This window comes from Streptomyces sp. NBC_00503 (assembly GCF_036346895.1).
Taxonomy (GTDB): domain Bacteria; phylum Actinomycetota; class Actinomycetes; order Streptomycetales; family Streptomycetaceae; genus Streptomyces.
The window spans coordinates 1466283-1484217 of record NZ_CP107855.1 but is presented as its reverse complement, the minus strand read 5'-3'; the positions used below and the strand labels follow the sequence as shown (position 1 = coordinate 1484217).

General features: G+C 72.2%; 19 protein-coding genes. 13 read left to right on the top strand and 6 right to left on the bottom strand.

Going from position 1 to position 17935, the window contains the following annotated elements:
- Window positions 1-116 precede the first annotated feature (116 nt).
- Window positions 117-1325, top strand: a complete 1209-nt coding sequence (gene metK, locus OG490_RS06905) for a methionine adenosyltransferase (protein ID WP_330295394.1) — start codon at window positions 117-119, stop codon at window positions 1323-1325.
- Between the two features lie 129 nt (window positions 1326-1454).
- Window positions 1455-3581: a primosomal protein N' gene (locus OG490_RS06900; RefSeq protein WP_330295393.1), complete on the top strand. Its 2127-nt coding sequence runs from the start codon at window positions 1455-1457 to the stop codon at window positions 3579-3581.
- Between the two features lie 340 nt (window positions 3582-3921).
- Here OG490_RS06900 and OG490_RS06895 read toward each other — a convergent pair whose 3' ends face one another.
- The gene (locus OG490_RS06895; protein ID WP_330295392.1) at window positions 3922-4446 is read right to left on the bottom strand and encodes a hypothetical protein; all 525 of its coding nucleotides are present in this window, start codon (window positions 4444-4446) and stop codon (window positions 3922-3924) included.
- A gap of 272 nt (window positions 4447-4718) precedes the next feature.
- Here OG490_RS06895 and fmt point away from each other — a divergent pair, with 272 nt between their 5' ends.
- The 7 genes from fmt to OG490_RS06860 all read left to right on the top strand — a co-directional run bounded on the left by fmt (window position 4719) and on the right by OG490_RS06860 (window position 10516).
- Window positions 4719-5663, top strand: coding sequence for a methionyl-tRNA formyltransferase (fmt, locus tag OG490_RS06890; RefSeq protein WP_330295391.1), 945 nt, complete (start codon window positions 4719-4721; stop codon window positions 5661-5663).
- Window positions 5664-5753: 90 nt separating this feature from the next.
- Complete coding sequence (locus OG490_RS06885; protein WP_330295390.1) at window positions 5754-7220, top strand: RsmB/NOP family class I SAM-dependent RNA methyltransferase; 1467 nt, start codon at window positions 5754-5756, stop codon at window positions 7218-7220.
- Between the two features lie 112 nt (window positions 7221-7332).
- Window positions 7333-8019 (top strand): ribulose-phosphate 3-epimerase, encoded by a 687-nt coding sequence (gene rpe / locus OG490_RS06880; protein WP_330295389.1) that lies wholly within the window; start codon window positions 7333-7335, stop codon window positions 8017-8019.
- Window positions 8020-8143: 124 nt separating this feature from the next.
- The gene (locus OG490_RS06875; RefSeq protein ID WP_330300812.1) at window positions 8144-9157 is read left to right on the top strand and encodes a sugar-binding transcriptional regulator; all 1014 of its coding nucleotides are present in this window, start codon (window positions 8144-8146) and stop codon (window positions 9155-9157) included.
- 150 nt (window positions 9158-9307) lie between these two features.
- Window positions 9308-9532: a hypothetical protein gene (locus OG490_RS06870; protein WP_112452447.1), complete on the top strand. Its 225-nt coding sequence runs from the start codon at window positions 9308-9310 to the stop codon at window positions 9530-9532.
- A 292-nt stretch (window positions 9533-9824) separates the two neighbouring features.
- Window positions 9825-10100, top strand: a complete 276-nt coding sequence (locus OG490_RS39145) for a ribonuclease domain-containing protein (RefSeq protein WP_443065764.1) — start codon at window positions 9825-9827, stop codon at window positions 10098-10100.
- Window positions 10097-10516 (top strand): barstar family protein, encoded by a 420-nt coding sequence (locus tag OG490_RS06860; RefSeq protein ID WP_330295387.1) that lies wholly within the window; start codon window positions 10097-10099, stop codon window positions 10514-10516. The genes OG490_RS39145 and OG490_RS06860 overlap by 4 nt, the downstream gene beginning before the upstream one ends.
- Before the next feature lie 64 nt (window positions 10517-10580).
- On the opposite strand, the gene OG490_RS06855 is transcribed toward OG490_RS06860, so the two are convergent.
- From OG490_RS06855 to OG490_RS06835, 5 genes are all read right to left on the bottom strand, one after another.
- Complete coding sequence (locus OG490_RS06855; RefSeq protein WP_330295386.1) at window positions 10581-11060, bottom strand: group II truncated hemoglobin; 480 nt, start codon at window positions 11058-11060, stop codon at window positions 10581-10583.
- Window positions 11057-11392: a putative quinol monooxygenase gene (locus OG490_RS06850; protein ID WP_330295385.1), complete on the bottom strand. Its 336-nt coding sequence runs from the start codon at window positions 11390-11392 to the stop codon at window positions 11057-11059. Before OG490_RS06850 ends, OG490_RS06855 begins: the two co-directional genes overlap by 4 nt.
- 97 nt (window positions 11393-11489) lie before the next feature.
- Complete coding sequence (locus OG490_RS06845; RefSeq protein WP_330295384.1) at window positions 11490-11987, bottom strand: hypothetical protein; 498 nt, start codon at window positions 11985-11987, stop codon at window positions 11490-11492.
- Between the two features lie 60 nt (window positions 11988-12047).
- Window positions 12048-13691 (bottom strand): FAD-dependent oxidoreductase, encoded by a 1644-nt coding sequence (locus OG490_RS06840; RefSeq protein ID WP_330300811.1) that lies wholly within the window; start codon window positions 13689-13691, stop codon window positions 12048-12050.
- 140 nt (window positions 13692-13831) lie between these two features.
- Complete coding sequence (locus OG490_RS06835; protein WP_330295383.1) at window positions 13832-14104, bottom strand: UBP-type zinc finger domain-containing protein; 273 nt, start codon at window positions 14102-14104, stop codon at window positions 13832-13834.
- A gap of 296 nt (window positions 14105-14400) precedes the next feature.
- On the opposite strand from OG490_RS06835, the gene OG490_RS06830 reads away from it, so the two are divergent.
- The 4 genes from OG490_RS06830 to OG490_RS06815 are packed head-to-tail and all read left to right on the top strand — an operon-like array spanning window position 14401 to window position 17914.
- Entirely contained in the window at window positions 14401-15225 is an 825-nt protein-coding gene (locus tag OG490_RS06830; protein ID WP_330295382.1) for a type 1 glutamine amidotransferase domain-containing protein, read from the top strand.
- 46 nt (window positions 15226-15271) lie between these two features.
- On the top strand, window positions 15272-16921 hold the full coding sequence (locus tag OG490_RS06825) for a thiamine pyrophosphate-binding protein (RefSeq protein WP_330295381.1): 1650 nt from the start codon (window positions 15272-15274) through the stop codon (window positions 16919-16921).
- Window positions 16922-16975: 54 nt separating this feature from the next.
- A complete protein-coding gene (locus OG490_RS06820; RefSeq protein ID WP_330295380.1) occupies window positions 16976-17407 on the top strand; it encodes a nuclear transport factor 2 family protein in 432 nt (143 codons plus the stop codon).
- Between the two features lie 51 nt (window positions 17408-17458).
- Window positions 17459-17914 (top strand): nuclear transport factor 2 family protein, encoded by a 456-nt coding sequence (locus OG490_RS06815; protein ID WP_330295379.1) that lies wholly within the window; start codon window positions 17459-17461, stop codon window positions 17912-17914.
- Window positions 17915-17935: the final 21 nt, after the last annotated feature.

Here is a 17935-nt window from a genome sequence, read left to right as displayed (position 1 = left end):
TGGTCCTAAGTACGGTGGCGACCGATAAACTGCATCCGGAACGTGATCGGGCGCAGCCCCCGGTGTGGTTCCGCCAATAGATTCAGCCAGCAGCCGCTGCAACCCCAGGGAGCGTTGTGTCCCGTCGCCTTTTCACCTCGGAGTCTGTGACCGAGGGTCACCCCGACAAGATCGCTGACCAGATCAGCGACACCATCCTCGACGCGCTCCTCACCGAGGACCCGACCTCGCGCGTCGCCGTGGAGACCCTCATCACCACCGGTCTCGTCCACATCGCCGGCGAGGTGACGACGAAGGCGTACGCGCCGATCGCCCAGCTCGTCCGCGACAAGATCCTCGAGATCGGCTACGACTCCTCGAAGAAGGGCTTCGACGGCGCCTCCTGTGGCGTGTCGGTGTCCATCGGCGCGCAGTCCCCGGACATCGCGCAGGGCGTGGACACCGCGTACGAGAAGCGGGTCGAGGGCGACGAGGACGAGCTCGACAAGCAGGGTGCCGGCGACCAGGGCCTGATGTTCGGCTACGCGTGCGACGAGACCCCCGAGCTCATGCCGCTGCCGATCCACATCGCGCACCGCCTCTCCAAGCGGCTGTCCGAGGTCCGCAAGAACGGGACCATCCCGTACCTGCGCCCCGACGGCAAGACCCAGGTCACCATCGAGTACGACGGCGACAAGGCCGTCCGCCTCGACACCGTCGTCGTCTCCTCGCAGCACGCCGCGGACATCGACCTGGACTCGCTGCTCGCCCCGGACATCCGCGAGTTCGTCGTGGAGTACGTGCTGGCGCAGCTCGTCGAGGACGGCATCAAGCTCGACACCGAGGGCTACCGCCTCCTGGTGAACCCGACCGGGCGCTTCGAGATCGGCGGCCCGATGGGCGACGCCGGTCTGACCGGCCGCAAGATCATCATCGACACCTACGGCGGCATGGCCCGCCACGGCGGCGGCGCCTTCTCGGGCAAGGACCCGTCCAAGGTCGACCGCTCCGCCGCGTACGCCATGCGCTGGGTCGCCAAGAACGTCGTCGCCGCGGGCCTCGCCTCGCGCTGCGAGGTCCAGGTCGCCTACGCGATCGGCAAGGCCGAGCCCGTCGGTCTCTTCGTCGAGACCTTCGGCACCCACAAGGTGGACGTGCAGAAGATCGAGGACGCGATCGGCCAGGTCTTCGACCTGCGTCCGGCCGCGATCATCCGCGACCTCGACCTGCTGCGCCCGATCTACGCCCAGACCGCCGCGTACGGCCACTTCGGCCGCGAGCTGCCGGACTTCACCTGGGAGCGCACCGACCGCGTCGACGCCCTGCGCGCCGCCGCCGGTCTGTAAGACCTCGTAGGACCTGCAAGACCCGTAGACCCGCTGTACGCAAGGCCCCGGACCCCTGTGGTGGTCCGGGGCCTTCCGCGTCCCCGCCGGGCGCCGCCGTTGTCGGTGGCGTTTGGTAAGAATGCGGGTGTGAGCAGCACCAATGACGCGGACGGGTACAGCGGGCCGGGTGGCCCGCCGGAGCAGCTCGCGCTGATCCGGGAGACGATCGCCGAGGCGAAGGCCAAGGCGCCCAAGGCCAAGCCGCGGACCTGGCGCGGGGCCTCCGTCGCCGAGGAGCTGCCCGTCGCCCGGGTCCTGGTGAACAAGGGCGTGCTCCACCTCGACCGGCTCTTCGACTACGCGGTGCCCGCCGAGCTCTCCGAGTCCGCCCAGCCGGGCGTCCGGGTCCGGGTGCGCTTCGGTGCGGGCTCCCACCGGGTGCACGGCGGCCGCCGCGAGGGCGGCGGGCTCATCGACGGGTTCATCGTCGAGCGGCGCGCCGAGTCCGACTACAACGGCGCGCTCGCCGCCCTCGCCCAGGTGGTCTCCTCCGAGGTCGTCCTGGGCCCCCGGATGCTCGCGCTCGCCCGCGCCGTCGCCGACCGGTACGCCGGCAGCCTCGCCGACGTGCTCCAGCTCGCGCTGCCCGCGCGCAGCGCCCGCGCCGAAGCCAAACCGTCCCCCGAGCCGCTGCCCCCGCCCTCCGCGCCCGAACCCGCCGGCTGGGAGCGGTACGGGGCCGGCCCCGGCTTCCTGCGGGCCCTGGCCGCGGGCTCCGCCCCGCGCGCCGTGTGGACCGCCCTGCCCGGCCCCGGCTGGGCCGACGAGCTGGCCCGCGCCATGGCCGCCACCCTCGCCTCCGGCCGCGGCGCCCTCGCCGTGGTCCCCGACGGACGCACCGCCGCCCGCGTCGACGCCGCCCTGACCGCCCTCCTCGGCGAGGGACGGCACGCGCTGCTGACCGCCGAGTCGGGGCCCGAGAAGCGCTACCGCCAGTGGCTCGCCGTCAGCCGGGGCTCGGTGCGGGCCGTCGTCGGCACCCGGGCCGCCATGTTCGCGCCCGTACGGGACCTCGGGCTCGTCGCCGTCTGGGACGACGGGGACTCCAGCCACAGCGACGACCACGCCCCCTTCCCGCACGTCCGGGAGGTACTGGAGCTGCGCGCGGTCACCGACGGCTGCGCCTTCCTCGTGGGCAGCACCAGCTGCACCGTGGAGGCCGCCCAGCTCGTCGAGTCCGGCTGGGCCCGGCCGCTGGTGGCCGACCGCGAGACCGTACGCACGTACGCGCCCCGCATCCGCACCGTCGGCGACGAACTGCTGGCCCGGGACGGGGCGGCGCGGGCCGCGCGGCTGCCGAGCCTGGCGTGGGAGACCGTACGGGAGGGCCTCAAGACGGGGCCCGTGCTGGTCCAGGTGCCCCGGCGCGGCTACGTGCCCCGGCTGGCCTGCGAGCGGTGCCGCACCCCGGCCCGCTGCACGGTGTGCGCGGGACCGCTGGAGGCCCCCGACGAGCGGGACCTGCACTGCGGCTGGTGCGGGCGCCAGGAGACCTCCTGGCACTGCGAGGAGTGCGGCTCGTTCCGGCTGCGGGCCCAGGTGGTCGGCGCCCGGCGCACCGCCGAGGAACTGGGGCGGGCCTTCCCGGCCGTGCCCGTACGGACCTCCGGGCGCGACCACATCCTCGACGAGGTCCCGGACCGGCCCGCACTGGTGGTGTGCACGCCCGGCGCCGAACCGGTCGCCGCGGGCGCCGGGTACGCGGCCGCGCTGCTGCTCGACGGCTGGGCCATGCTCACCCGGCCCGACCTGAGGGCGAGCGAGGAGGCGCTGCGGCGCTGGATCGCCGCGGCCTCGCTGGTACGGGGGGACGGGCAGGTCGTGGTGGTCGCCGAGCCGACGCTGCGGCCGGTCCAGGCGCTCGTGCGGTGGGACCCCGTCGGACACGCCGTGCGGGAGCTCGCGGAGCGGGCCCAGCTGGGCTTCCCGCCGGTCTCGCGGATGGCGGCGGTGGCGGCGGGCAGCGCGGAAGCCGTCGAAGCCTTTCTGGCGGGGGCGGCGCTGCCGCCCGACGCGGAGGTCCTGGGCCCGGTACCGCTGCCTGGGCGGCGGGGGGAGGCCGCGCCGGGGGAGCGGGCGCTGGTGCGGGTGCCGCCGGGCAGCGGGGCGGCGTTGGCTGCGGCGCTGAAATCGGCGCAGGCCGCGCGGCTGGCCCGGGGGGCGGCTGTCTCGGAGGCGGTCCGGATCCGGATCGACCCGCCGGATATCGGGTAGGGCGGGCGGGCGGGCCTGGCGGGGCGGGTCTGGCGGGGTGGGTGGGCCCTGCGGGGGCTGTCCCCTACCCGCCCTTCCACCATCCCCCAGACTCCGTCCGGGGGGACCCCCAGCCGGGCTCTGCCCGGACCCGGTCCTCAAACGCCGGACGGGCTGGAATGTTCCGCGCAGCGGCGATGTGCCGCGTAGCGGCAATATCCAGCCCCGCCGGCGTTTGAGGCGCGGGGTCTGGGGCGGAGCCCCAGAAACGGACGCCCCCGGCGGGGCGACCGGGTGGGTCGTCCCGCCGGGGGCGGTGGCCGTCGGGGGTCGGCGTCCCGGCGGCGCGGGGGCCGGGAGGTCAGCCGTTGCGGGGACCCGGGAAGGCGCCGGTACGGGCGGACGCGGTAGCGTCCTCGCGCGCCGGCTGCGGCGGGACCGAGCGGGCCGCCGGGATCGTGGGCAGCGGGCCCAGGGTGCGGGTGGTCGTGCCCTCGGCCAGCGGCTCGCGCTCGCGCTCGACGGACTCGGAGCTCTGCGCCCGCCGGGCACCGTAGCGCCGGTGCACGGCCTGCTTGGTGACGCCGAGCGCCGAGCCCACCGCGTCCCACGAGAAGCCGAGCGAGCGGTCGAAGTCCACCGCGGCGGTGACCAGCGTCTCTACGCTGTCCCGCAGTTCCTGTGCGAGGCGGACGGTGGGCGCGGGCGCGCGGCCGTAGACGACGAAGCCCGTGGAGGGGCCCGAGCGGCGCGGGCGGTACACGTTGCCGAGCTGGGCGGTGAGGGTACGCAGAGCATCCACCTGCCGGCGAACCCGCTCGATGTCCCGCACCAGGAGGTGCAAGCTGGCCCGTGCTTGGGCGTCGTGGGTGGCGTGGTCGGCCATGAAGAAGCCTCTCGAACCGGTGCTGAAGAGCGGATCGGGCCGCAGACACCGTTCTGTTTCGCGGCCCGTTTCGGTCAATCTCTCTTGACCAACGCGCTACCCGGCGGCCAGGTCACGCTATGGGGGCGTGTCGGCATATGCGAGGAGCGCGCGTGTGTGCGTACGCCCCCTCGCGGGGCCCCGTGAGCGGGGGCGCCGTGCAGGTGGGACGGTGGGCGCGCAGACCATAGACTGGTGCGCTGCTGACAGCCGAGATAGCGAGGTAGACCCCAGTGAAGCTCGTCTTCGCAGGCACCCCCGAGGTCGCCGTGCCCGCCCTGGACGCCTTGATCGCCTCCGGGCGACACGAGGTCGCCGCCGTCGTCACCCGGCCCGACGCACCGGCCGGCCGCGGCCGCCGCCTCGTCGCCAGCCCCGTCGCCGAGCGCGCCGAGGAAGCCGGCATCGAGGTCCTCAAGCCCGCCCGGCCGCGCGACCCCGACTTCCAGGCCCGGTTGCGGGAGATCGGGCCCGACTGCTGCCCGGTCGTCGCGTACGGCGCGCTGATCCCCAAGAGCGCCCTGGACATCCCGAAGCACGGCTGGGTCAACCTGCACTTCTCCCTGTTGCCGGCCTGGCGCGGTGCCGCGCCGGTCCAGCAGTCGATCATGGCGGGGGACCAGGTCACCGGTGCCTCCACCTTCCGGATCGAGGAGGGGCTGGACACCGGCCCCGTCTTCGGGATCCTCACCGAGGAGATCCGGCCCACCGACACCAGCGGCGACCTCCTGACCCGCCTCGCGTTCGCGGGCTCCGGGCTGCTGGTCGCCACCATGGACGGCATCGAGGACGGCACCCTGCGGGCCGTGGAGCAGCCCGCCGACGGGATCTCGCTCGCGCCGAAGATCACCGTCGAGGACGCCCGGGTCGACTGGACGGCGCCCGCGATGCGCGCCGACCGGCTGGTGCGCGGCTGCACCCCGGCGCCGGGCGCGTGGACGGTCTTCCGCGGGGAGCGGCTCAAGCTGATCTCCCTCGGCCTCGTCACGGACCGGACGGACCTGAAGCCGGGGGACCTGGCCGTGGGCAAGAACAACGTCCACGTCGGCACCGGCTCGCACGCCGTGGAACTGCTGTGGGTGCAGCCCCAGGGCAAGAAGCCGATGAAGGCCGCCGACTGGGCGCGCGGGGTGCGGATCGCTCCCGGCGAGCGGCTGGGCGGGTCCGACGTAGGCTGATTTGCGCAATCGTTCCTTCGTTTCATCCCCGAAGCCTCATCCCCGAAGCTTCATCCTCAAAGCGTTACGTAACCCCGGAGCACCTTTCACGTGAGCGAACAGCCTCCTCGCCGACCGGCCGCCACCAAGGCCAACGGCAAGCCCGCCAAGCCCTACCGCCGGCCACAGAAGGACCCCGTCCGGATGCTGGCCTTCGAGGTGCTGCGGGCGGTGGACGAGCGCGACGCGTACGCGAACCTCGTGCTGCCGCCGCTGCTGAAGAAGGCCCGCAAGGACGAGACCTTCCAGGCGCGGGACGCGGCGCTGGCCACCGAGCTGGTCTACGGGACGCTGCGCCGCCAGGGCACGTACGACGCGGTCATCAAGGCCTGCATCGACCGGCCGCTGCGCGAGGTGGACCCGCCGGTCCTGGACGTGCTCTCGCTCGGCGCGCACCAGCTGCTCGGCACCCGCATCCCCACGCACGCGGCGGTGTCCGCGAGCGTGGAGCTGGCGCGGGTGGTGCTCGGCGACGGGCGCGCGAAGTTCGTGAACGCGGTGCTCCGCAAGATCGCCGCGCACGACCTGGAGGGCTGGCTGGAGAAGGTGGCGCCGCCCTACGAGGACGACGCCGAGGAGCACCTCGCGGTCTACCACTCGCACCCCAGGTGGGTGGTCACCGCGCTGTGGGACTCGCTGGGCGGCGGGCGGGCCGGCATCGAGGACCTGCTGGAGGCCGACAATGAGCGGCCCGAGGTCACGCTGGTGGCACGCCCCGGGCGGTCCACCCAGGAGGAGCTGATGGAGGCCGTCGGCGAGGACTCGGCGCTGCCGGGCCGCTGGTCCCCGTACGCGGTCCGGATGGCCGAGGGCGGCGAGCCCGGCGCGCTGGAGGCCGTGCGCGAGGGCCGCGCCGGTGTCCAGGACGAGGGCAGCCAGCTGGTGGCGATGGCCCTGGCGGCCGTCCCGGTCGAGGGCCGCGACGAGCGGTGGCTCGACGGCTGCGCGGGCCCCGGCGGCAAGGCGGCCCTGCTGGCGGCGCTGGCCGCGCAGCGCGGGGCGTTCCTGCTGGCCTCCGAGAAGCAGCCGCACCGGGCCCGGCTCGTCGAGCGGGCGCTGGCGGGCAACCCCGGCCCGTACCAGGTCATCACGGCCGACGGAACGCGCCCGCCGTGGCTGCCGGGCTCCTTCGACCGGGTCCTGATGGACGTCCCCTGCTCCGGCCTGGGCGCGCTGCGCCGCCGCCCGGAGGCGCGGTGGCGGCGCCGGCCGGAGGACCTGGAGAGCTTCGCGCCGCTCCAGCGCGGCCTGCTGCGCGAGGCCCTGTCGGCGGTCCGCGTGGGCGGGGTCGTGGGCTACGCGACCTGCTCGCCGCACCTGGCCGAGACCCGGGTGGTCGTGGAGGACGTACTGAAGGGGCGCGGGGCGGGCATGTCCCCGGTGTCCGCGGAACTGATCGACGCGCGGCCGTACATGCAGGAGGTGCCGGCGCTGGGCGACGGCCCGGACGTACAGCTCTGGCCGCACCTGCACGGGACGGACGCGATGTACCTGGCGTTGATCAGGCGCACCGCGTAGCGGCCGGGAGGGGTGGGGGCCGCGGGGCCGCCGGGGCAGGCCCGGTTCCCGCGCTCCCGCCTACTTCCGGGGTAGTGGCCGGAAGCCGTCTGCGGCATGGCACGCTTGGGGCATGGCCGTTCAGATCAATCCCAGCATCTTGTCCGCCGACTTCGCCCGGCTCGCCGAGGAGGCGAAGGCCGTCCAGGGGGCCGACTGGCTGCATGTCGACGTCATGGACAACCACTTCGTCCCGAACCTCACGCTCGGCATGCCGATCGTGGAGTCGCTGAGCCGTGCCACGGACATTCCGCTGGACCTGCACCTGATGATCGAGGACCCCGACCGGTGGGCCCCCCAGTACATCGAGGCCGGCGCCGGTTCCGTGACCTTCCACGCCGAGGCCGCGGCCGCGCCGGTGCGGCTCGCGCGGGAGATCCGGGCCAAGGGGGCACGGGCGTCCATGGCGCTCAAGCCCGCGACGCCGATCGAGCAGTACGAGGACATCCTTCCCGAGCTCGACATGGTGCTGATCATGACCGTCGAGCCCGGCTTCGGCGGGCAGCCGTTTCTGGACATCATGCTGCCCAAGATCCGCCGCACCCGCGAGCTGATCTCCAAGCACGGCCTGGAGGTGTGGCTCCAGGTCGACGGCGGGGTCTCGGCCTCGACCATCGAGCGGTGCGCGGAGGCCGGCGCGGACGTGTTCGTCGCGGGCAGCGCGGTCTACGGAGCGGTCGACCCGGCGGCCGCCGTACGCACGCTGCGTGAGCAGGCGGGCGTGGCGATCGCCGCGGCGCCCTGGGCTTGCGACCACTGAGACAAGGCTTGGTGAACAGCTCGGTGAACGGGAGCTGTCCAGGCTGATCAACGGCCGTCGGATCTGACAGGATGAACGGCGAGTCGAGAGTGTGAACAGCAGTGAGGAGAACGCGGTGTCTGCAATGTCGGCGGGACGGTCAGCCCTGCGGATGGGACCCGCGGAGCTGGTGCAGGCGGCGGCCATGGCGCGCCGCTTCTACCTGGAGGGGAAGTCCAAGATCCAGATCGCCGAGGAGTTCGGCGTGAGCCGCTTCAAGGTGGCCCGGGTCCTGGAGACCGCTCTGGAGCGCGACCTCGTACGCATCGAGATCCGGGTGCCGGCCGAGCTGGACGCGGAGCGCTCCGACGCGCTGCGCGCACGGTACGGGCTGCGGCACGCGGTCGTGGTCGAGTCCCCGGCCGATGCCACCGAGGACGCCCCGGACCCGGAGAACCTGGGCGCCGTGGCCGCCGATCTGCTGGGCGAGCTCGTCAACGAGGGCGATGTACTGGGCCTCGCGTGGGGGCGCTCCACCATCCACATGGCCGCCTCCCTGCACCGGCTGCCCCCCTGCACCGTCGTCCAGCTGACCGGCGTGTACGACGCCGGGACGGCCGAGCGCGGGTCCGTGGAGGCCGTGCGCAGGGCCGCGCAGGTCTCGGGCGGGGACGCGCACCCCATCTACGCCCCGATGCTGCTGCCGGACCCGGCCACCGCGGCCGCCCTGCGCAACCAGACGGGGATCGCGCGCGCCTTCGAGTACTTCGACAAGGTCACCGTCGCCGCCGTCTCGATCGGTTCCTGGGAGCCGGGGATCTCGACCGTCCACGACATGCTGAGCGACGAGGAGCGGGCGCACTACGCCTCGCTGGGGGTGGCCGCCGAGATGTCGGCCCACCTGTTCGACTCGGAAGGCCGCCGGGTCGGCCGGGACCTCGGAGAGCGCTGCATCACCGTGGAGGCCGACCGGCTGCGCCGGATCCCCGAGGTGGTGGCCATCGCCGGCGGGCTGCGCAAGGCCTCCGCGATCGGTGCGGTGCTGCGGTCGGGACTGGTGACCAGCCTGGTTACCGACACCGCTGTGGCGGATTACTTGCTCACGGAATCGCAGCCCGGTCTGCGTCCCGCGTTGGAGCGGGCCGACCCCGACGAGTGACCCTCGACGAACGTTCGGCCGGATTGGTCCGATTGTTCGGATGAATGGCGGCCAAACCCGGGCGCGAGATGTTCGCTGATGCGGATGGTGCCGTAATCGATATCCGAACGGCGGACCGTTCGACCGCCTGCTGGGCGCATACTGGGTGCAATGACTAAGTCCGCAGTACCTCGCCGTCATCTGCCGTCCAGCCCGTTCAAGGCCCCTGTGGAAGCGCCGCTCCGGCACTTCAGCGTCGGCGACCGGGTTACTCACGACGAGCACGGCCTCGGCCGTGTCGTCGCAGTAGAGGAGGGGATCGCTGTCCTCGTCGAATTCGGGCCCGAGGTCCGGAAACGAATCCTGAGTCCCTACACCAAGATGGCCGCTCTCTGAAGCCAGCTCGGAAGCCAGCTCGCGATTCGCGGGAGAATCGGATATTTGGCACGATCGGTGCATGATCTTTCGGAACGTGCCCCGATCGTTGCTGCGTGTGCTGGGAGCTGTGCTCCTCTGCGCGGCACTGGTCGGTGCGGTGGGCTGCAGCGGGAAGAATCCCGCGCCTACCGCCGCCGCCAGTACGAGTGCCAGTAGCGGTGCCCGGAGCAGTGCAGGCCCCGGCACCGGTGTGGAAGCGGTCCCGAGTGGTTCCGCCGCGCCGACCGCCGCGCCCGGATGGGCGAAGGGGATGGCGACGGTACGGGCTGCCGCGCTGCCGCAGCAGGCCCGTGACGTGCTCGCGCTGATCGACAAGGGCGGGCCGTACCAGTACCGGCAGGACGGCACGGTCTTCGGGAACTTCGAGAAGGCCCTGCCCCAGAAGAAGCGTGGCTACTACCACGAGTTCACCGTGAAGACCCCCGGTGAGCGAGATCGCGGGGCCCGGCGGATCGTGACCGGTGAGGGCGGGGAGTTCTTCTACACGGACGACCACTACAAGACCTTCAAGGCGGTTCTCCGATGACCCCGGACCCCCAGCAGCCCCTGGCCCCCGCCGTCGCCGCCGCCGAGGAGGCGGGGTGGGCGGTGCTGAGGCTGGACCTGGACGGGGTGCGGAGCAAGGCCGAGCTCATGCGGCGGTGCGGCGAGGCGCTGGCCCTGCCGGAGTGGTTCGGCGGGAACTGGGACGCACTGGCGGACTGCCTGATCGATCTGTCCTGGCTGCCGGGGGCGCCGGGGCGACTGCTGGCCGTGACCTCGTGGGGCGGGTACGCGCAGGCCCGGCCGGGGGACTGGGCGACCTTCGAGGACGTCCTGGAACAGGCCGTGGACTTCTGGCGGGACTCGACCGAGGGCGCGCTGACCGTACTGCTGGCCGCGCCCGAGCCCAGGCCCCGGCCGAAGCCGGGTCCGCCGAAGCCGGGTCCGCACCAGCGGTGAGACACGGACGCCGAAACGCGTGGGGCAGGGGCTGAGCCCCTGCCCCACGCGTTCCACGGTGCGGTCAGCCCTTCGGGATCCAGGGTGGTGTCTGCCCCCAGGACCAGACCGGGATGTCGGCCGCGTTCACGGGCGGCGGATTGGGGCCCGAGTAGATCAGGGCCATCCGGGTGCCCCACTCGATGTAGTACGCGAACACCGCGCGGAACTCCGGGTCGGTGGGCAGCCCCACCTCGTCGGCCGTGTCCATCAGCAGGTCCACCCAGCGGCGGCGCTGCCGTTCGGTGATCGCGCGGCCCAGGTGCTTGGTGGCCATGTGCTGGTGGCCGCCGTGGGCCGCGGTGTACTCCTTCGGGCCGCCGAAGACCTCCGACAGCCAGACCGCGACGTGCTGGGGGTGCTCCGAGTCCATGCCGGCGAAGACCGGGGCCAGGATCTCGTCCCGCAGGGCGTGGGCGTAGAAGACGTCCGTGAGGCGGTTCATCGCCTCTTCCCCGCCCATCCACTCGTAGATGGTGGGCGTGGTGCCGGGTGTGGTGCTCATGAGGGGTCGGCGGCCTTTCCGGGCCCGGCGACCTCGGTGACGAGGTAGTGCTGCATTTCCTCGATGGCCGTCACGTACGGGCGGATCGCGCTGAAGAAGGCCGGGAAGTGCTCGCCCTTGCGGAATCCGTTGAGGTGGGCGTCGACCGAGGTCCAGCGGATGCGCAGGATGTAGTGCTCCCGGTCGTTCTCCTCCTCGCAGCGCGCCAGTTCGTAGTCGATGCACTCCGGCGAGGCCGCCAGGGCCTCGGCCGCCTTGACGTACGCGCTCTCGAAGGCGGGCTGGTCGTCCAATGCGATCCGGTAGCGGATGTATTCGACGGTGGTGGTCATGGTGCGTGCCTCTCCCTGGGGTCGGGCGTTGATCGCCGCTGGTCTGGTGCCCGGTCAGCGTGGCGTGATCATGCGCGGATGCGGAGCCGTTTGCGCGTTATGGCGCAGACTTCTGGGAGTCGGTGACGTCCGGGCCCTCGGCGCGGACCTGCTGGACCCGGGCCAGGGACTCGCGGAGCTCGGTGAGCCAGGGGTCGGTGTTGCGGCCGACCAGGCGGACGCACCAGGCCAGGGCGTCGGCGCGGCTGCGGGCGACCCCGCCCGCGACCAGGGTGTCGAGCACCTGGCGTTCGGACTGGCGCAGCCGGGTCATCACCGGGACCGCGAGGTGGGTGAAGACCGTCTTGTCCTCGCCCGACTGGACGGCCCAGGCGACCTTGCGGCGGTAGAGCTCCTCCGCCTCCCGGGCCACTTCGATGCGCTGTTCGCGGGTGCGTTCGCGGAAGGCCGCGACGGATTCGGCCGCGGGGATGGCGCCGAGGACGGTGATCTCCTCCCGGTCCACCGTGACCGAGAGGAGGGACTCGTAGATGTCCACCGGCAGGCGCTCGGCGAACCAGGCGCGAAGCTGTTCGTTCTGCTCGGATGTAATCATGTAATCAACGGTGCGTCCGGTCCCGGCTTGATCGCAAGGGCGCCGGGGCCCTGTTCGCTCTCAGCCCATCGAGCGGTAGCGGTGGATCAGCGAGACCGCCATGGCTCCCTCGCCGACGCCCGAGGCGACCCGCTTGACCGAGTGGGCCCGTACGTCTCCCGCCGAGAAGACCCCGGGCACGCTCGTCTCGAGGGGGTACGGGGCGCGCTCCAGGCTCCATTCCTCCGGGAGCTCGCCGCCGTTGGAGATGAGGTCGGAGCCGGTGAGGACGAAGCCGAACTCGTCGCGCTCCACCACCCCGGCCAGCCAGTCGGTGTGCGGGCGGGCGCCGATGAAGGTGAACATGAAGCGCGCCGGGATCTCCCTGTCCTCGCCGGTGTCCGCGTCGTGCAGGGTCAGGCGTTCGAGGTGGTCCTCGCCGTCGAGGCGCACGACCGTGGTGCGGACCTTCACCTCGATGTTCGGGGTGCGCCCGATCTCGTCGATCAGGTACCGGGACATGCTCGCGTCCAGGGACCCGGCGCGCACCAGGATCGTCACCCGGGCCGCGTACTTCGCGAAGTGCACCGCCGCCTGGCCGGCCGAGTTGGCGCCGCCCACGATGAACACGTGCTGCGAGATGCACGCCGAGCTCTCCGTGGTCGCCGCCCCGTAGTACAGCCCGGCGCCCTCGAACCGGTCGGCGCCGGGGGCGTCCAGGCGGTTGTACGAGACCCCGGTCGCCAGGAGCACCGTCTCGGCGCTGATCTCCGTACCGTCCGCCAGGGTCAGGATCTTCGCCGGGTCGTCCCGCGTCAGCGAGACCACCTCCACCGGGTGCAGGATCTCGGCGCCGAACCGGGCCGCCTGGATGGTGGCGCGGCGGGTCAGGTCGCCGCCGGAGAGGCCGGAGGGGAAGCCGAGGTAGTTCTCGATCAGGCTGGAGGTGCCGGCCTGGCCGCCCGGGGCGCGGGAGTCCAGCATCAGGGTGGACAGGCCCTCGGACGCCGAGTACACGCCGGCCGCGAGGCCCGCCGGGCCCGCCCCGACGATCACGCACTCGTAGTGCGGGCGGGAGGCGGTGGTGGCCAGGCCCAGGCGCTGGGCGAGCTGGGTGTCGCTCGGCGCGGAGAGCACCGAGCCGTCGGGGAAGCGGACCAGCGGGAGCGCCGCGTCGGCCTGGGCGGCGGCGATCACGGTGAGCGCCTCGGGGTCCCGCTCGACGTTGAGGAAGCGGAACGGCTGGCCGTTGCGGGTGAAGAAGTCCCGGACGGCGTGGGTCCCGGGGGAGACCAGGTGGCCCGCGACGATGATCCCGTCGTACGCGGGGCGGTAGGTGGCCAGCCAGTCGGACAGGAGGTCGTCCAGGACGGGGAAGAGCCGCTCGTGCGGCGGGTCCCACGGCTTGAGCAGGTAGTAGTCCAGGCGGACCCGGTTGATGGCGGTGATGGCCGCGTCCGTCTCGGCGTACGCCGTCAGCAGGACCCGGCGGGCGTCCGGGAAGCGGGAGACGGCTTCGAGGAGGAACTCGACGCCGGTCACGTCGGGCATCCGCTGGTCCACGAGGAAGAGGGCCGGGTCGTGGCCGCGTTCGTCGAGGGAGTCCAGGATCTTGAGGGCGTCGGCGGCCGAGGAGGCGCCGAGGACCCGGTAGCGGTCGCCGTACGCGCTGCGCAGGTCCCGGCGGACGGCGCGCAGCACCTGCGGGTCGTCGTCCACGGCCAGGATGACGGGCTTGCGGTTCTCCGCGCGCTCGGCGGCGGCCGCGGCCGCGGGGGCCGTGGTGGTCGGGGCCGTGGTCGCAGGGGCCGTGGTCGCCGGGGCCCCCGCGGTCGGAGCCGCGGTGGCGTTCTCCGGGGCCGCGTTCACGCCGCGTCCAGCATGAGCTTGTCGGCGTAGCACCAGGCCCAGTCCTCGCCGGGCTCGTGGGAGGCCGCGATGGGGTGCGCGGTGGTCCCGTAGTGCCGGGTGGCGTGACGGTTCTTCGAGGAATCGCAGCACCCGACGTGCCCGCAGCTCAGGCACATCCGCAGGTGTACCCAGCTGTCCCCGGAGACGAGGCACTCCTCGCAGCCCTCGGTGCCGGGCTTCACCGGACGTATCTGATCGATGTGTGTGCACAGCAGATCCACCGTCATCGTCCCCGTCCCTCTCTCGCGCTCTCACGCTCTCGCGCTTCGCGCCCGTGATTGCAGTGCGCCCGTGATTCACGGCGCGTCCAGACCATAGGGCGGAGGCCCCGCGGGGGTTCAGGGATTCGGCCGAAGTCAGGTAGTCCGGAAGCTACTTCATGACATCGTCGGACGACTTCCTGAGGTGCCCCCATGACCTGGGCCACTACCTCACGAAGTCGCACACCGGCGCTTTGACGAGAACCCCCGACGCGGCCAGTGTGGGGGACGCCAACGACAACAGGCGGCGCCTGGAGGAATCCGTGAGCAGAAAGATTCTGGTCATTGTCTCCGAACACGGTTACTGGGCCGAAGAACTGATCGGCCCCGTATCGAAGTTCGACGAGCAGGGCTATGAAGTCGTATTCGCCACGCCGACCGGAAAGCGTGCGCACGCGCTTCCGCCGAGCCTCGACGCGAACTACATCGATCCTCCACTGGGACGCTCGGTCACCACCGAGGAGAACGCCCGGCTGGGCCGGGAGTTCGAGCAGTCGAGCCGGCTCGACTCCCCCCTCGACATCGAAGCGTGGGCGCCCGAGCGCCCGTACACGAGCGACGAGGGATATCTGCGCAAGCTGGAGCAGTACCACCGCGATCTGGACAAGCTCCAGGCCGACATCGCGGGTTACGACGCGATCCTCATCGTCGGGGGCAGCGGACCCATCGCCGACCTCGCCAACAACGAGCGCGTGCACGCCCTGATCCTGGCGTTCAAGAACGCCGGCAAGGTCGTCGCGGCCGAGTGCTACGGGGTCGCCTGCCTGGCCTTCGCCCGCGACTGGGGCGACCGCCGCAGCATCATCTGGGGCAAGCACGTGACCGGCCACTGCAAGGAGTACGACTACAAGGACGGCACCGGATTCCTCGGTACCGACTTCAACATGGGTCCGCCGCCCTATCCGCTGGAGTACATCCTGCGCGATGCGACCGGGCCGCGCGGGGCCTATCACGGGAATTTCGGCCACCCGCTCTCGGTGATCGTCGACTTCCCGTTCGTGACCGGCCGTTCCACCCCCGATTCATATCTGACGGGGCAGAAGATCGTGGAAACCCTGGAAGACGGTCTCACCCGGTACGGCTGGTAATCGGCGAAGCGTCCCGGCAACGCAGCGGAAAAAGAGGGGGAGTTCGATGAGTTCCGGAGCCACTCCCGGACGGGAAAGGCTGATCGACCAGTTCAAAGCGGACGGCCTGAACATCATGTTCGGAAATCCGGGGACGGTGGAACAGGGATTCCTCGACGCGGTCGACGCGGCGGAGGACTTCCAGTACGTGCTCGCCCTCCAGGAGACCGTGGCCGCCGGCATCGCCGACGGCTACGCACGGGCCACCGGCGGCGCGGCCCTCCTCCAGCTCCACTCCGGGGTGGGGCTGGGCAACGGGATCGGCATGCTCTACCAGTCGCTGCGCGGCCACACCCCGCTCGTGGTGATCGCCGGCGACGCCGGAGTGCGCTACGACGCCATGGACGCGCAAATGGCCTCGGACCTGGTGGCCATGGCGAAGCCGGTGACCAAGTACGCGACCCGGGTCACCGACCGGCACTCGGTGCTGCGCACCATCCGCCGGGCGGTGAAGATCGCCCTGACCCCGCCGCGCGGCCCGGTGTTCGTGGCGCTGCCGATGGACGTGCTGGACGAGCTGAACTCCGAGCCCGTGCTGCCCGCCACGACGGTGCTCACGGACGTGGCGCCCTCGCCGGCCTCGGTGGGGCGGGCGGCCGCACTGCTCGCCTCCGCCGAGCGGCCCGTCGTCCTCGTCGGCGACGGAATCTCCCTGTCCGGGGCGCAGCGCGAACTCGTCGCCGTCGCCGAGCTGCTGGGCGCCGACGTGTACGAGGTCGACTCCTCCGAGGTGAACATCGCGGCCTCGCACCCGCTGCGCCGCGGCCAGACGGGCCACATGTTCGGCCCGCACAGCAAGGAGCTGATCGGGGAAGCGGACGGGGTGCTGATCGTGGGCACCTACGTCTTCCCCGAGGTGTTCCCCGAGCTGGAGAGCCCCTTCCGGGCGGGCGCGAAGGTCGTGCACATCGACCTGAACGCCTACGAGATCGCCAAGAACCACCCGGTGGACCTGGGTATCGCCGCCGATCCGCGCCGGGCGCTGAGCGCGCTGGCCGGCGTACTGGAGCACCTGCTCACCCCCCGGCAACGGGCGGCGGCCGCCGGGCGGCTGGACGCGCGGATCCGGGAACGGGCCCGCGCGGGACTCCTCGCGGGATCCGAGGCGGACGGTACGCCGATGGCCGTCTTCCTGCGGACCCTGGCCGAGCGCACCGGCGGGGACCTGATCGTCTTCGACGAGGCGCTGACCACCTCCCCGCTGGTCACCCGGTACCTGCCGCCGGAGCGGCCGGGGGACTACCACCTCACCCGGGGCGGCTCGCTCGGGGTGGGCTTCCCGGGGGCGGTCGGAGCCAAGCTCGCCCGCCCGGACCGGCTCGTCGTCGGCTTCGCGGGCGACGGCGGGTCGATGTACACCTACCAGGCGCTGTGGACCGCGGCCCGGCACGGCATCGAGGCCAAGTTCGTGGTCTGCAACAACCGCAAGTACCGGCTGCTGGACGACAACATCGCCCAGTACTGGCGGGAGCGGGAGATCCCCGAGCACGGGTTCCCGGGCTCCTTCGACCTCTCCCGGCCCGAGATCGACTTCGCGGGGCTGGCCCGGTCGCTCGGTGCGGGCGGGATGCGGGTGGAGAAGCCGGACGAGGCGGTCGCCGCCGTGGGCCGGATGCTCGCCCACCCCGGACCGTTCCTGGTCGACGTACAGATCTGAACAGCTGAACAGCCCCTACGGATCCGAACACCACCACGGACAGAAGGAGACCGCATGCCCGCCGAGCGGCTGACCGAGGACGCGATCCGCGCCTTCGCCGACAACTGGTACGTGGCCCTGGACCAGCACGTCGCACCGGACCAGGTGCTCGCCCTGATCACCGAGGACCTGGAGTTCAAGGTCCCCGAGGACACCTTCCTCGGCCACCAGGGCTTCGGCCGCTGGTACGAGGCGGTCACCCACCGCTTCTTCGACGAGGTGCACACGGTCACCAAGGTGGAGCCCGTCATCCAGGGGGACCGGGCGATCGTCCGGGTCCTCGTCAACTGGCAGGCCAAGATCTGGGACCCGCCCGCCGCCCGCAGCCGGTGGCTCGGCTTCGACGCCGACCAGACCTGGACGGTGGTCGCCGGCCCCGACGGGCCGCTGATCCAGCAGTACACCGTCAACGAGCTGGCGCCCATGCCCGGTTCCGCCTCCCTCTGACCGCCTGACCGCCCGCGCGCCCGACGCAGCGCAGCCGAAGGAGAAGCGACGATGACCGAAGTGACACGGGAGCGGGTCGAGGCGGCGTACCGCGCCCTCGGTTCCGGCGACCGGGCCAGGATCCTGGAGTACTACGCGGAGGACCTGCGCTGGCAGGTCCCCGGCAACCACCCGCTGGCCGGCTGGTACGAGAGCCTGGACGCCTTCCTGGAACTGATGGGCCAGACCCACAAGCTCACCGGGGGCACCTTCCGCATGGAGCTGGAGGCGGTCCTCGTCGGCGAGGACTGCAGCGCGGACGTCTGCCGCAACGTCGCCCTGCGCGGCGGCGCCGACGAGTCGAGCAGCTCCCCGTACGAGCGGATGGACTACCGGGTCTTCCATTTCATGCGCTGGCGGGACGGCCGGATCGTGGAGGGCCACGACGGCCTGTTCGGCGACTCGGCCACGGCCTTCAGCCAGTTCTGGGCGCCCTTCGCGCCGGACGGAACCCGCAGGGACCAGTAGGGGGTTGGCCTGTTCCTCTCC